Origin of the sequence: Solidesulfovibrio sp., from assembly GCF_029978005.1 — a bacterium.
In the GTDB taxonomy this organism is placed as follows: Bacteria; Desulfobacterota; Desulfovibrionia; order Desulfovibrionales; family Desulfovibrionaceae; genus Solidesulfovibrio.
Window position 1 is genome coordinate 90,718 of the sequence record NZ_JARKOZ010000046.1, and the last position, 13,280, is coordinate 103,997.

Consider the following 13,280-nt stretch of genomic DNA (forward strand, 5'->3'; position numbering starts at 1 on the left):
CCTGCGCCGTCAGCCGGCGCGGCGGGACCGGTTCTCCAAAAGCCTGGTCATGTTCCCCGCTTCGAGGGCGGCGAACGCCGTCGTCGCCGCCTCCCCGGACAGGGAGAGGTCCGGGTCGAGGCCTTGCCCGAGGCGTTCGAGCTGCATGTTGTTCCAGGACATGAACTGGAGGATGTCGAACCGCTTCTCGAAGCTCGGCAGGTGATCGATTTCGCCTGCGAGCAGACGCCCCGGCCCATCGGGGTCCGCGATCATGGGCCGGCCCACGCCCACCATGTCGAGAGCTTCTTCCTCGAGGGCCTCGGCCATGGCCGACGCGGACCGGAAGCCGCCGACAACCATGACGGGCATGGCGGCCGCCCGGCGCACGTCCTTGGCGAAGTTAACGAAATAGGCCTCCCGGGCCATCGTGCTCTGGCGGCGGCCGTCCTCGCCATCCTCTCCGAGGGAAAGGCCCATCATTTTCGGGCGTTCCAGGGAGCCGCCGGAGAGTTCCAGCAGATCCACCAGCCCCTTGCCTCCGAGCATGGCGACCAGGGCGGCGCACTCGGCGTTGGTGAAGCCGCCGCGCTGGAAATCGGAGGAGTTGAGCTTGAGGCCGATGGGAAAGCCGGGCCCCACCGCCTCGCGTACGGCGGCCAGGACTGCCAGCAGGAAGCGGGCCCGGCTTTCCAGCCCGCCGCCCCATGCGTCCTCGCGCCGGTTGGTCAAAGGGCTTAAAAATTGCGAAATCAGGTAGCCGTGGGCGGCATGGAGCGTGACGCCGGTGAATCCCGCCTCGCGGACCTTGCCGGCGGCAAAGGCGAACTGCCGGATGGCGCGCTCGATCTCCTCCCCGGTCATGGCCCGGGGCGGGGCAAAGCGCAGGCCCGTGCCCCGGAGCACGTCGAGTTCCACTACCGACGGGGCCAGCGGGGCGGGATTGATGGCGGCGTCGACCTGCCGACCGGTATGGCTGAGCTGGGCCCAGAAGTGCGCCCCGCCGGAGCGGCCGGCGGCGGCCAGTCCGGCCAGGCGCTCCTGGCCGCCGTCGTCGTGGACGACGATGTTGCCCGGCCGCTCCAGGTGGTCGGGGTCGACCTGGATGTTGCCGGAAAAAAGCAGCCCGACGCTCGACGTCGCCCAGCGTCGGTAGAGTGTTTCCAGTTGTGGCGTGGCGTGGTTGTCCGCGTCGGCCAGGCCTTCGCTCGTGGCCGCCTTGCACAGGCGGTTGGCCAGGGTGACGCCGCAGGGCAGCGTGAGGGGCTGGCTGAGGGGATGGGCCATGGACCTCTCCTTTGCCCGGCCTTGATTCCCGGAAAACGTTGCGGGACGGCGGCCGAGGCGCTATGTTCGGTTCGTTCGACAGCGCTTGCTGTCGTTTGAGCGACAGTGATCGCTGTCGTATGGTTTGTCAAGCGGAAAGGGGACGGGAATGGCGAAGACGTGGTCGGCGGAACATCCGAAAGCGGCGCTTCTGGCGCGAAAGCGTGCCGTGATCGTCGCGGCCGCCCTGGAGGCGTTTCTGGAAGCCGGGTATGCGGAGGCGTCCGTCAACAGGATCGCCGCCGCGGCGGGGGTATCCATCAAGACGCTCTACCGGCATTTCGAGAGCAAGGACGAGCTATTCAGCGCCGTCATGCAGGCGGCCTGCGGCAGGACGCCCGGCCAGGAGGCGCAGCGGGAGCCGCCGGCCTGGTACGGCGAGCCGCCGGCCGAGGCCCTGCCCCGGGCCGGGGAGGCGTATCTGCGCCATGTCCTGTCGCCCCGGCAGTTGGCGCTTTATCGCGTGGTCATCCGGGACGCCCCCCGGTTTCCCGAGCTCGGCCGGCGCTACCACGAGGAGACGACCGGCGGCCGCGACGCCGTGTTCGCGGGCTATCTGGAGCTGTGGTCGCCACGCGAGGGTTGGGTGGTGCGCGACAGGCACGGCGCGGCGCAAGTCTTCGCCGGGCTGCTCAAGGCCCGGATATTCGACGAGGCCGTGCTGGGGCTGGGCGAGGCGTGGGACGAGGCCATCGCCGGACGGGCCCGGGAGGCCGCGGGCCACATGCTGCTGCTGCTGCGCGCCGGGCGGCTGTGAAAGGGGCGAACCCCGGCGTGCGAAGGTGTTCCCTAGGCGTTCATGGCGCGGCGCAGCGCCTCGAAAATCCTGTCGTCCGTGGATTGGGCGACGTTGAAGCGCATGAAGCCGCTCGCCGTGCGCGACGGACTGAAGGCGTTCCCCGGGGCGAGGATCACGCCGTCCCGCAGGCAGGTCCGGGCCACGGCGGCGGCATCCAGGCCGTCGGGCAATCGGCACCAGACGAACATGCCGGCCCGGGGCACGAGCCAGGGCCGCACCTCCAGAGGTTCGAGCCGGGCTACCACGCGTGCCATGGCCACGGCGAGCCGCGCCCGCACTGTTTCCATGTGCCTGCGATAGCCGCCGTCGGTCAGCGCCGCCAGCAGGAGGTCGGCGGACAGCCGGCCGCCGCCGAAATTCGTCGCGATCTTGAGGTCCGTGAGGGCCTCGATCCACTCGGGCCGCCCGGCGATGAAGCCGCAACGCACGGCGGCCGAGAGCGTCTTGGAAAAGCCGCCCACATGGATGACCCGCGAGAGCCCGTCGAAGGCGGCCAGCCTCGGCGCGGGCGCGTCCTCGAAATCGGCGAACGCGTCGTCCTCCACGATCACCAGGTCCGCGCGGTCGGCGAGCGTCAGGAGCCTGTGCGCCGTCACGGGCGAGAGCACCGCGCCGGTGGGGTTTTGGATCGCGGCGTTGGTGACGTACAGCCGGGGCTCGTGCGTCCGCAGGGCGGCCTCGAAGGCCGCGACGTCCGGCCCGTCCGGCGTGCAGGGTACCCCGGCGACCGTGACCCGGTGGGCCTTGAGCAGGGCGTGGAAGTTGAAATAGCAGGGGTCGTCCACCAGCACCGTGTCCCCGGGCTCGAGCAGGAAACGGCAGATGAGGTCCAGGGCATGGGTGGCGGATTCGGTCAGCAGGATGCGGTCCGGCCCGGCTTCGACGCCGCTGGCGGCCAGCCGCCGGGAAAGGACCTGGCGCAGGGCGGGCAGGCCTTGTGGCGGGGCGTAGTCCGCGAGGGCGGCGGCCTCGGCCCGGGCCAGGGCGCGCAAGGCCCGGCGCATTGTCGCTTCGGGCATCCATGAGGCGGGAAGCCAGCCGCAGCCCGGCTTGAGCACGTTATCGCCGGCCTCCAGGGCCTGGCGCGAGATCCACAGCGGATCGACCTCCCGGTCGAGTCGCGGCCCCATGGCGGCCAGGGCCAGGGGCGCGAGCGGGCCGGACACGTAAAAGCCCGAACCGGGGCGCGACTGGACCACGCCCTGGGCCGCCAGCCGTTCGTAGGCCTCCACCACGGTGGATACGGAAAGCCCCATGGCCTTCGCCTGGGCGCGCACCGAGGGCAGCCGCACTCCGGGAAGCAGCGCCCGCGCCGCGATCCGGTCGCGGATCGCGGCCATGACGCGTTCGATCCGCGTGCCGACGCGCCTGTCTTCCGGGTCCTTTCCCATCCGTTATGCTCCAACGACCAGAACAGTTTTGCCGGATTGTGTTGGATTGTCCCTGGAAGGTCAACGCCCCTTGCCCGAAGGAAACGGGAAAAAGCGGGGCGCGCATGGACAGGACGACCATCGGCTGGGTCAACGGATGCATCGGCATGGTGATTTTTTCCGGCTCGCTGCCGGCCACGCGGGCGGCGGTCATGGGCTTCGAGCCCTTTTTCCTCACCGCGGCCCGGGCGGCCGTCGCCGGGCTCCTGGCCCTGGCGCTCCTGGTCCTGCTGCGGCAGCGGCGTCCCGACAGGCGGGACCTGCCGCCGCTTGCCGTGGTGGCCGGGGGCGTGGTCATCGGGTTTCCGCTGCTGTCGGCTCTTGCCTTGCGCCATGTCTCCGCCGCCCATTCGCTGGTTTTCATCGGCCTCCTGCCCCTGGTCACGGCCGTTTGCGGCGCGTGGCGCGGCGGCGAGCGCCCTGGTCCGGCCTTCTGGGCCTTCTCGGTCCTCGGCGGCGTCCTGGTCGCGGCCTACGCCGCCGGCCAGGGCGAAGCGTCGCTCCCGGGCGACCTCCTCATGTTCGCCGCCGTCCTCGTCTGCGGCCTGGGCTACGCGGAAGGCGGCCGGCTCTCCCGCCGGCTCGGCGGCTGGCAGGTCATCTCCTGGGTCCTGGCGCTCTCCCTGCCCGTCACCCTTCCCCTGGCCGTGTGGGCCATGCCGGGGTCCTTCGCGGCCGTGGACGCGGCGGCCTGGGCCGGGCTGGCCTACGTGTCCCTTGGCAGCATGTTGCTCGGCTTCGTGTTCTGGTATCGCGGCCTGGCCCTTGGCGGCATCGCGGCCGTGGGGCAGTTGCAACTGCTCCAGCCCTTTCTCGGCCTCGTCCTGGCGGCCCTGCTGCTCGATGAGGCGGTGAGCCCGGCGATGCTCATGGTCGCGCTCGGCGTCGTGGCCTGCGTGGCCGGGGCGCGGAAGTTCGCCGCCTGACCCGGGCAGAATCTTTTTTGGGGACAGCCTGGAATAAAAGGGTTCGGAAGGCGTATGTCGAGTGAACCACCTTTGCGTCACGGGGATGGGATGGACAAGGACATTTCGCTGCTCATGGCGGAAATCCCGCATCTGCGCCGGTATGCGCGGGCGCTGGCCCGCGACCCGCAGACGGCCGAGGATCTGGTGCAAAGCTGCCTGGAGCGGGCGCTTCGCCGCTTCCACCAATGGCAGCGGGACCGGCGCTTGCGCCCCTGGCTGCTGGCCATCATGCACAACCTCCATGTCAGCGCGATCCGCCAGCGCGCCGGCGAGCCCGCGTCCGTGCCGCTGCACGAGACCATGGCCGCGGCCACGGCTGGCGACCAGGAGTCGCGGTTCGACGCGAAGCGCGTGCTGGAGGCGGCGCGGGAGCTGCCGGAAGACCAGCGCCTGGCCGTCCTGCTCGTTGGCGTCGAGGAAATGAGCTACAAGGACGCGGCCGAGATGTTGGGCATCCCCGTCGGCACCTTGATGTCCCGCCTGCACCGCGGGCGGGAGCAATTGCGCCGGCTGCTGGGACTGACCAAGGTCGTGCCCCTGCCTCAGCGGGCGAAGTGACCAGGGAGGACGGAAGCCATGAGCGCCGACCGACACCGTGCCGTGACCATCGAAGAACTGCATGCCTACGTCGACGGGCAACTGCCCCGGGAGCGCGTCCCCGAGGTCGAGGCCCGTCTGCTGGCCGATCCGCTGGCGGCGGCCCAGGTACGGGACTATCAAGCCATAAACGCGGCCCTGCGCGCCGCCTTGGATCCGGGCCTGCCTGAAGCCGGGGATACGCCGTCGCCGCGGCCGGCTCTCCTGCCGGCCCGTCGCCGCGCGTGGCTGCGGATGGCCATGGCGGCCGCCTTCGCCGGCCTGCTCCTCGGCGGGGCCGGCGGCTGGCTGTCGCGCGGCTATCTGCGGGGCGACGTGCCGGAGATGCAGGCGTTGGCCCGTCACGCCGCGGCGGCCTACCAGGTGTTCGCCCCGGACGTGATCCATCCCGTGGACATGGCGGAGTCGGACCGTCTGACGGCCTGGCTCTCCAACCGCATGAACATGGATTTCCCGGTCCCGGAGCTGAGCCAGGCCGGCTTCAGGCTGGTGGGCGGCCGGCTCATGGTGGGCGACGGCCGGCCGGCCGGCATGCTCATGTACGAAAACGGCCAGGGCCGGCGCATCGTGCTCTACGTGCGCAACGACCTGCCGGCCGGCGATCCGACCAGGATGCGCCACGAAAGCACGGCCGCCGGCGCCACGGTCTACTGGCGGGACGCGGCGGCAGGCTTCGCCCTGGCCGGCGGCTTTCCCGAGCCGGAGCTGCGCTCCATCGCCAACCTCATCCGCGCCCGGTTCACGTCCTAGACGACGCGATAAATCCCGCTCCTCAGGGAATAAAGGCCACCCCTTCGTCGTATATGTCCGTGAAGGGATGTCTTCGGCTCCACGGCCGCCCCGTCTGGGAACGTCCCCGGGCCGGGCGGCCCTGGCCGAACAGGAACGCAACAACCTCGGGAGAACACCATGAAGAAGATCCGGACAGCGATTTTCGGCGCGCTCGTCGCCGCCATGGCCTTCGGCGCGACGGCGGCCTTCGCCCAGGAAACGCTCTATCTCTACGGCCCGGGCGGGCCGTATCCGGCCATGCGCGAAGCCGCGGCCGCCTTCGGCCAGGCTCGCGGCGCCCATCTTGAAGTGACGGCCGGCCCTACCGGCAAATGGCTGGACAAGGCCAAGGGGGACGCGGACCTCATCTTCAGCGGCGCGGAAAACATGATGACCGATTTCGTCAAGGCCATGGACGGCCGCATCGACGAGGCCAGCATCACCCCGCTCTACCTGCGCCCTTCGGCCATCCTCGTCAGGCCGGGCAACCCCAGGGGGATAAAGGGCGTTACCGACCTCTTCAAGCCGGGGCTCAAGGTCCTCGTCGTGCAGGGAGCCGGGCAAAACGGCCTGTGGGAGGATGTGGCCGGCCGCAAGGGCGACATCCGCAGCGTCAAGGCCCTGCGCGGCAACATCGTCGCCTTCGCCGCCAACAGCGCCGAGGCGAAAAGCCTCTGGACCGAAAGGACGGACATCGACGCCTGGCTCATCTGGAACATCTGGCAGGTGGCCAACAAGGACCTGGCCTCGCTGGTGCCCACGGAAAAGGACTACACCATCTACCGGGACTGCGGCGTCGCCCTGACCAGGCAGGGCAAGGAAAAGCCCCTGGCCAGGGAGTTCGTCGCCTTTCTGCAGTCCAAGGAAGGCGCGGCCATCTTCGCCAAGTGGGGCTGGCTGACCGACGCGCCCCGCTGAACCCGCCGTCCTCGCGGCGGCGGGCGCGGGCCTTCCCGCGTCGACCTCCCGGGCAAGGGGCCGCCGCGACGAGGACGGTCCGGGCCCGGCGGGCGGGACAGGCGCGGGAAGATCCGCGCGCAGGCGAGGCAGGGCAGGGGGACGGCCTGGGAAGGGCCCCCTGCCCTGCGGCGCTCGGCGGAAGCCACAGCAACAGGCGGGCGAAACGACGCCTTGCGTCACAGTGAAATGCGTGACCGCCAGCAAGGTGCTCATGGTGGGCAGGTCCAATGTAGCAAGATAGGATTTTTTCGCCATAGTGCATGTATATTGGAATATTGTTTTCCGGGAAGCGTATATCCTTGCAGAGCATTTTTATTTGCAAGGAGGCAACATGAGACGTCACTGCGTGCTGGCCCTGGGATTTGTTTTGGCATTTGCGGCGGCGGCCTGGGCCGCGGACCTGGCCGCCCCGTCGCCGAACGGCCTGAAGATGCCGCCGGGCTTCGAGAACTGGGCGGTGATTTCCATCTCGCACCGTCTGGACAACAAGAGCATGCGCGTCATCCTCGGCAACGACGTCGCCGTCAAGGCCGCGCGCGGCGGGCGGATAAACCCCTGGCCGGACGGGGCCATCCTGGCCAAGGTGGTCTGGAAGGAGAAGCCCGAGGAGGGCTGGCCGGACGCCATCGCCCCGGATGCGCTGGTACATGCCGAATTCATGTACAAGGACAGCAAGCGGTTCGCGGCCAACGGCTCGGGCTGGGGCTGGGCGCGCTGGCTCGGCAAGGAGCGCCGGCCCTACGGCCAGGACGCCGGGGTCGAGGGCGAATGCATCCGCTGCCACGCCCCCGTGCGCGACAGGGACTGGGTCTTTAGCGTTCCGGCCCCCATGCCCTGACCGGGCCGGGCCTCCCCGGTGTCGCCGGCCGGCGCGGCGACGCGAACACCAAGCGCCTGGGCCGGCGGCCGGCCCAGGCGGAGCCGTTTCCATGAAGCATCGGCGCATCTTTTCCAGGCCCCTGTCCTTCCGTGGTTCCCTGCTCGTCGTGCTGGCGTCGCTCGGCGTGGTGTTCTCGCTTTTGGGGGCGACCGTCATCGGCCTTCTTTCCCGCAGCGAACTGGAGCGCACGACGGGCGACAACCTGGAAGACCTCGCCTTCCAGATGGCCGACAAATTCGACCGGGGCATGTTCGAACGGCAGCGGGAGATCGTGCTGCTGGCGCGCCGTTCCGTGCTGCGGGACCCGGCCGTGTCGACGGCGCGCAAACGGGCCGCGCTGGAGGATGCCAAGGCGACGCTCCCCATCCATGCCTGGATCGCCGTGGTCTCGCCCGAGGGGCGGGTGGTCGCGGCCACCGGAGGCGTCCTGGAAGGGCAGGACATTTCCGGGCGCCCCTGGTTCCAGCCCGGGCGCAAGGGGCCTTTCGTGGGCGACGTGCACGGCGGGGCGCTCCTGGCCGGCTGCCTTCCGGCCCCGGCGGACGGCAACCTCCGCTTCGTCGACGTGGCCGCCCCCCTGCTGTCCGAAGACGGCCGCCTGGTCGGCGTGCTGTGCTCGCACCTCACCTGGGAATGGGCCAGGGAGGTCGAGGAGTCGCTTTTTCGCGACCTGAAGCGCGGACGCGACATCGAGCTGTTCGTCTACAGCGGCGCGGGCGAGCCGCTGCTCGTGCCCGCGGGCTCCCGCCCCGGGCAGTGGCCCCGCCTCGACGTCCTCTCTCCGGGCCGGCGCAACGCGGCGGGAAACGCCGTGCTGCGCTGGCCCGACGGCGAATACGTCACCGGCTTCGCCCCGGAAGGCGGCTACCGCGACTATCCCGGGCTGGGCTGGACCGTGCTCGCCCGGCAGAAGACCGCCGTGGCCTTCGCCCCGGCCCAGGCCCTGCTCGTCAGGGCGCTTTTCGTCGGCGGGGCCATCGGCCTGCTGGCCGTGCTGCACGGGCTTGCCGCCTCCGGGCGGCTGACGCGCCCGCTGGCCTCCATCGGCCGGGCGGCCGAGGCGATCCGCCGGGGCGATCTGGGCGTGCGCATCCCCCTGCTCGACAGCCCGGCGGAACTGGCCGCCCTGTCGCAGTCCCTGGGCACCCTCGTGGCCGCGCTGCTCTCCAAGAACCAGGCCTTGTCCGCCGTGCGCGCGTCCCTGGAGGAAAAGGTCCGGGAACGCACGGCCGCGCTGCTCAACAACCAGCAGTTGCTGCTGCAGACGCAACGCATCGGCAGGATCGGCGGCTGGACACGCAACAGGGAGGGCACGTCGCGGCAGTGGACGGCGGAAATCTTCCGGCTGCTGCGCCTGCCCGAGGGCCCGACCCCGGATGCGCGCGTCGTGGGCATGCTGTTCGCGCCCTCGGACCAACGGCTCCTCGAAGACGCCATGGAGAAAGCCTGGCGCGACGGCGAAGCCTTCGACCTGAACCTGCAGCTCGCGGACCGAGGCCAGGGACGCCGCTGGCTGCGCGTCATGGGCAAGCGGGACGTGGCGCAAGGCCCCCCCGCCCTTTCGGGCATCGTGCAGGACGTCACGGACCAGGTCCTCTTGGAGGAACTGCACGAGGACATGGACCGCATCGCCCGCCACGACCTGAAGTCCCCCCTCAACGGCATCGTCACGCTGCCGCAATTGATGCTGGAAGACCCCAACCTCACGGACGAGCAGCGGGAATACCTCAAGATGATCCGCGAGGCCGGCGTCGGCATGCTCGACATGATCAACCTTTCCCTGGCCCTTTTTCGCATGGAGCAGGGGACGTACGCCCTGTCGCCGCGACCGGTGGACATGCTCGAAGTGCTGCGTCGGGTGCTCGGCGACCAGACCGGCCTGATCCGTTCCAAGGGCCTGTCCGTGAGCGTGGCGTTCGAGGGCCGGCCCGTCGACGAAACGACGCAGGGTTTCGCCCTGGCGGAAGAGATATTGAGCTACGCCCTGCTCGCCAATCTGGTCAAAAACGCCCTGGAGGCCATGCCCGCCGGCGGCACGCTGCACGTCAACCTGAGCCGGAGACAGGATTTCTACGTCGCCTTGCGCAATGGGGGCGAAGTCCCGGCCGCGATTCGCGACAAGGTCTTCCAGAAATACGTCACCGGCGGGAAACAGGGCGGAACCGGGCTCGGCATGTACTCCGCCAGGCTCATGGCCAGGACCATGGGAGGGGACCTGCTGCTCGATGCGTCGGAATCTGGCCACACGACCTTGCGTCTTCGCCTGCCGCTGCCCGAAGTTCCGTAGGGACGGACAGACAATGCCGCGCGGCGCGTCCGGCCGGAGACGATGATCCCGCCAGGCGCGGCGGCTGCGGAACGGGGGAACGCGGCCCCTGCCGCGGGGACCGTCGGGGCCGAGGGGCCGCCCTGCGGGAAGCCCCTCGCCGTTTGCGCGGATGGCGGGCGGAGGTCAGGCCGGGCGCAGCCCTTCCTCGCCCTCCACGTAGGCGGCGTCGCAGGCCGGGCAGCGCAGGGAGGCGCCCAGCTTCTCGCCGCAGGCGCACATCCAGCCGATGCGCCGGGCCGGGTTGCCGACCACCAGCGCATGGTCCGGCACGTCGCGGGTGACTACCGAGCCCGCGCCGACGAAGGCGTAGCGCCCGATCACGTGGCCGCAGACGATGGTGCAGTTGGCCCCGAGCGTCGCGCCCTTGCGCACGAGCGTCTGACGCACCTCGTGCATGCGCGGGATATGGGCCCGGGGATTGAAGATGTTGGTGAAGACTATGGACGGGCCGCAAAAGACGTCGTCCTCCAGGGTCACGCCCTGATAGACCGACACGTTGTTCTGGATCTTGCAGCCGTCGCCCACGCTCACATCCGGCCCGACCACCACGTTTTGGCCCACGTTGCATTTGCGGCCGACCTTCGACCCCTTGAGCACGTGGCTGAAGTGCCAGATCTTCGTGCCCGCGCCCACGCTCGCGCCGGCGTCCACCAGGGCGGTGGGGTGCACGAAGTGGTCCGGCGCGTTCCCGGCCGGCGCATCCTCGGTCAGGGGCACGGGGAGGGAGCCGTTTTCCAGGGACTTCTGGCTGGCGTTGAGCACGCGCAGCACCCGCAGGCCCTCGTGGCCGTCAGTGCGGGCCGGCCGGCCAGAGGCCATGCAGTCCAGAAAGTGCTGGCACTCCAGACGCAAGGGCTCCCCTTGGGGGATGTCCACGCGCTGGGCCTCGGCCTTGACCGGCACGGGCATCTGATTCTCCCAGCGGATGGCGTGGGGGTAGAGCTGGAGCTTGTCGGCCCAGGGCAGGGTGTCGTCGAACACGGCCATCTTGCGCTCGCCGACCACCACCAGCTTCTGCTCCTTGAACGGGTGCAGCCAGGACACGAAGATGTGGGCCTTCATGCCCGAGGCGAAGTCCATGTGCGTGGTGGTCACGTCGGCGATGGCGTGGTGCAGGTAGTAGCCGCCGGTGGTCTGCACGGCGCTCGGCTCGCCGCCGGCCAGGGTCAGGATCATGGAGATGTCGTGGGGGGCGAAGGACCAGAGGATGTTCTCCTCGCGCCGGATTTTGCCGAGGTTCAGGCGGTGGGAGTAGATGTAGTCGATGCGGCCGAGCTCCCCGGCGGCGGCCATCTCCTTGAGCGCCAGGAAATGGGGGTGGTACTGGAGCAGGTGGCCGACCATGAGGGTGAGCCCCCGGCTCTCGGCCAGGGCGATGAGCTCGCGCGCCTCGGCCTCCACCAGGGTCATGGGCTTTTCCACCAGCACGTGCTTGCCGGCGGAAAGCGCCGCCTTGGCGATGGCGTAGTGGGTCTCGGCCGGCGTGGCCACGGCCAGGCCGGCGACGGACGGATCGGCCAGCACGACGGCCAGTTCCGTGGTGCGCGGCACGTCGGGCAGGGTGGCGGCGTAGCCGTCGAGGAGCGGGCGGCTCGGGTCGCAGATGTGGCGCAGAGCCCCCAGGTTGTGGAAGTTGCGCACCAGGTTCTTGCCCCAGTACCCGGCTCCGACCACGGCCACGCCCAGGGGGTTGGCCGGCTTTTCCGTGATGTCCGTCATGGCGGGGTTCCTTCTCGTGCCTGATCTCGAAAACAGGATAGAAACATGTTTTATGAAAAATAGTTACGTATTTTTCATGAATGCCGCACGGCCGTTTTGACGGCGGCGACGATCCCGTCCTGGACGTCGGCGGTCAGGTAGGGGTGCATGGGGAGGCTCAAGACCTGCTCGCTGGCGGCCAGGCTCTCCGGGAAGTCCCCGGGCGCGTGGCCGAGGCCGGCGAAGGCGGTCTGGGTGTGCAGGGGCTTGGGATAGTAGACCATGCTCGGCACGCCGGCCTCGCGCAGGGCGGCGGCCACGGCGTCGCGACGCGAAAGGCGCAGGGTGTACTGAGCCCAGGCGCAGCGGCAGCCCTCGGGCACGACGGGCAGGGTCAGGCCCGGCAGGCCGGTCAGGCCGGCGGCGTAGCGCGCGGCCGCGGCGTCGCGGGCGTCGAGCTCGCCCGGAAAGGCCGGCAGCTTGGCCAGGAGGATGGCCGCCTGCAGCGTGTCCAGGCGGCAGTTGAGGCCCACCCGCACGTTGTCGTACTTGTGCCCGCCCTTGCCGTGGACGCGGATGGAGCGCAGCGTCTCGGCCAGTTCGTCGTCGTCGGTGAGCACCGCACCGCCGTCGCCGAAGCAGCCGAGCGGCTTGGCCGGGAAGAAGCTGGTGGCCCCGGCCGTGCCCAGGGCGCCGGCCTTTTTGCCCTTGTACACGCCGCCGAAGCCCTGGGCCGCGTCCTCGAGCACGACCAGTCCGTGCTCCCGCGCCACGGCCGCGATGGCGTCGTAGTCCGCCGGCAGGCCGAAGAGGTCCACCGGAATGACGGCCTTGGGCCGCAGCTTGTAGGCCATGGCCGCCACGGGGAGGGGGTGCAGGGTGGGGTCCTGGGCCCTCACGGCGTGTATGGCTTGGGTCAGCCGGGCCGGGTCGATGTTGTAGGTGCGCGGGTCGATGTCCACGAAGACCGGGGTCGCGCCGAGCAGGGCGATGACCTCGGCCGTGGCGATGAAGGTGAAGGGGGTGGTGAAGACCACGTCGCCCGGGCCCACGCCCCAGGCCAGCAGGGGCATGAGCAGGGCGTCGGTGCCCGAGGCGCAGGACACGGCGTGGCGCGTGCCGGCGAAGGCGGCCAGGGCCGTCTCCAGCTCGGCCACTTCCGGGCCCATGATGAATTTGCCGTGGGCCAGCACGGCGTCCATGCGGGCGCGGATCTCGGGTTCGAGGACGGCGAACTGGGCCTTGAGGTCGATGAAGGGGATGGGCATGGGGGTTCCCTGGGCGCGCCTTTTTGCGGCGCGGCAACGAGTTGGCGTGGTCAGGCCGCGGGGCCGGCGGCGGTTCGTGCCGATTCGGGCCGGACCATGCAAGGCGCGGGCGGGGCGGCGCAGGGGCCGCGCCCGCCGGGGCGCGAAGGGCCGGCAGGAAAGAAAGTCGGGGCAAGGGCCATGGGGGCGGCATGCATCGCGACTGCGACACGGGCCGCCGGCGCGACGAAGCGCGAAGCAATATCCATGCGATACCAAAGGCGATCACGTTTGGC

At 70.1% G+C, this 13,280-nt stretch carries 11 protein-coding genes; 7 read left to right on the forward strand and 4 right to left on the reverse strand.

Features of this window, described 5'->3' with window-relative positions; genetic code table 11:
• Positions 1–9: 9 nt before the first annotated feature.
• Positions 10–1,266 carry an NADH:flavin oxidoreductase/NADH oxidase family protein gene (locus Q1K70_RS05205; protein ID WP_300156575.1) on the reverse strand — a complete coding sequence of 419 codons (1,257 nt, stop codon included), beginning with the start codon at positions 1,264–1,266 and terminating at the stop codon, positions 10–12.
• A gap of 148 nt (positions 1,267–1,414) precedes the next feature.
• On the opposite strand from Q1K70_RS05205, the gene Q1K70_RS05210 reads away from it, so the two are divergent.
• Positions 1,415–2,062: a TetR/AcrR family transcriptional regulator gene (locus Q1K70_RS05210; RefSeq protein ID WP_300156577.1), complete on the forward strand. Its 648-nt coding sequence runs from the start codon at positions 1,415–1,417 to the stop codon at positions 2,060–2,062.
• 32 nt (positions 2,063–2,094) lie between these two features.
• On the opposite strand, the gene Q1K70_RS05215 is transcribed toward Q1K70_RS05210, so the two are convergent.
• Positions 2,095–3,495, reverse strand: a complete 1,401-nt coding sequence (locus Q1K70_RS05215; protein ID WP_300156579.1) for a PLP-dependent aminotransferase family protein — start codon at positions 3,493–3,495, stop codon at positions 2,095–2,097.
• Between the two features lie 104 nt (positions 3,496–3,599).
• Between Q1K70_RS05215 and Q1K70_RS05220 the strand changes: the two genes are divergently transcribed.
• The 6 genes from Q1K70_RS05220 to Q1K70_RS05245 all read left to right on the forward strand — a co-directional run bounded on the left by Q1K70_RS05220 (position 3,600) and on the right by Q1K70_RS05245 (position 9,997).
• Complete coding sequence (locus tag Q1K70_RS05220) at positions 3,600–4,460, forward strand: DMT family transporter (protein ID WP_300156581.1); 861 nt, start codon at positions 3,600–3,602, stop codon at positions 4,458–4,460.
• Between the two features lie 90 nt (positions 4,461–4,550).
• A complete protein-coding gene (locus tag Q1K70_RS05225) occupies positions 4,551–5,060 on the forward strand; it encodes a sigma-70 family RNA polymerase sigma factor (protein WP_300156583.1) in 510 nt (169 codons plus the stop codon).
• Between the two features lie 18 nt (positions 5,061–5,078).
• Complete coding sequence (locus tag Q1K70_RS05230; protein WP_300156585.1) at positions 5,079–5,849, forward strand: anti-sigma factor; 771 nt, start codon at positions 5,079–5,081, stop codon at positions 5,847–5,849.
• 159 nt (positions 5,850–6,008) lie between these two features.
• Positions 6,009–6,788 carry a substrate-binding domain-containing protein gene (locus Q1K70_RS05235; protein WP_300156587.1) on the forward strand — a complete coding sequence of 260 codons (780 nt, stop codon included), beginning with the start codon at positions 6,009–6,011 and terminating at the stop codon, positions 6,786–6,788.
• A gap of 373 nt (positions 6,789–7,161) precedes the next feature.
• Positions 7,162–7,668, forward strand: coding sequence for a cytochrome P460 family protein (locus Q1K70_RS05240; RefSeq protein WP_300156589.1), 507 nt, complete (start codon positions 7,162–7,164; stop codon positions 7,666–7,668).
• Positions 7,669–7,759: 91 nt separating this feature from the next.
• Positions 7,760–9,997, forward strand: a complete 2,238-nt coding sequence (locus tag Q1K70_RS05245) for an ATP-binding protein (protein WP_300156591.1) — start codon at positions 7,760–7,762, stop codon at positions 9,995–9,997.
• 165 nt (positions 9,998–10,162) lie between these two features.
• Here Q1K70_RS05245 and Q1K70_RS05250 read toward each other — a convergent pair whose 3' ends face one another.
• Positions 10,163–11,758: a Gfo/Idh/MocA family oxidoreductase gene (locus tag Q1K70_RS05250; RefSeq protein WP_300156593.1), complete on the reverse strand. Its 1,596-nt coding sequence runs from the start codon at positions 11,756–11,758 to the stop codon at positions 10,163–10,165.
• A gap of 74 nt (positions 11,759–11,832) precedes the next feature.
• Positions 11,833–13,005, reverse strand: a complete 1,173-nt coding sequence (locus Q1K70_RS05255) for a DegT/DnrJ/EryC1/StrS family aminotransferase (RefSeq protein WP_300156595.1) — start codon at positions 13,003–13,005, stop codon at positions 11,833–11,835.
• Between the last annotated feature and the right edge of the window lie 275 nt (positions 13,006–13,280).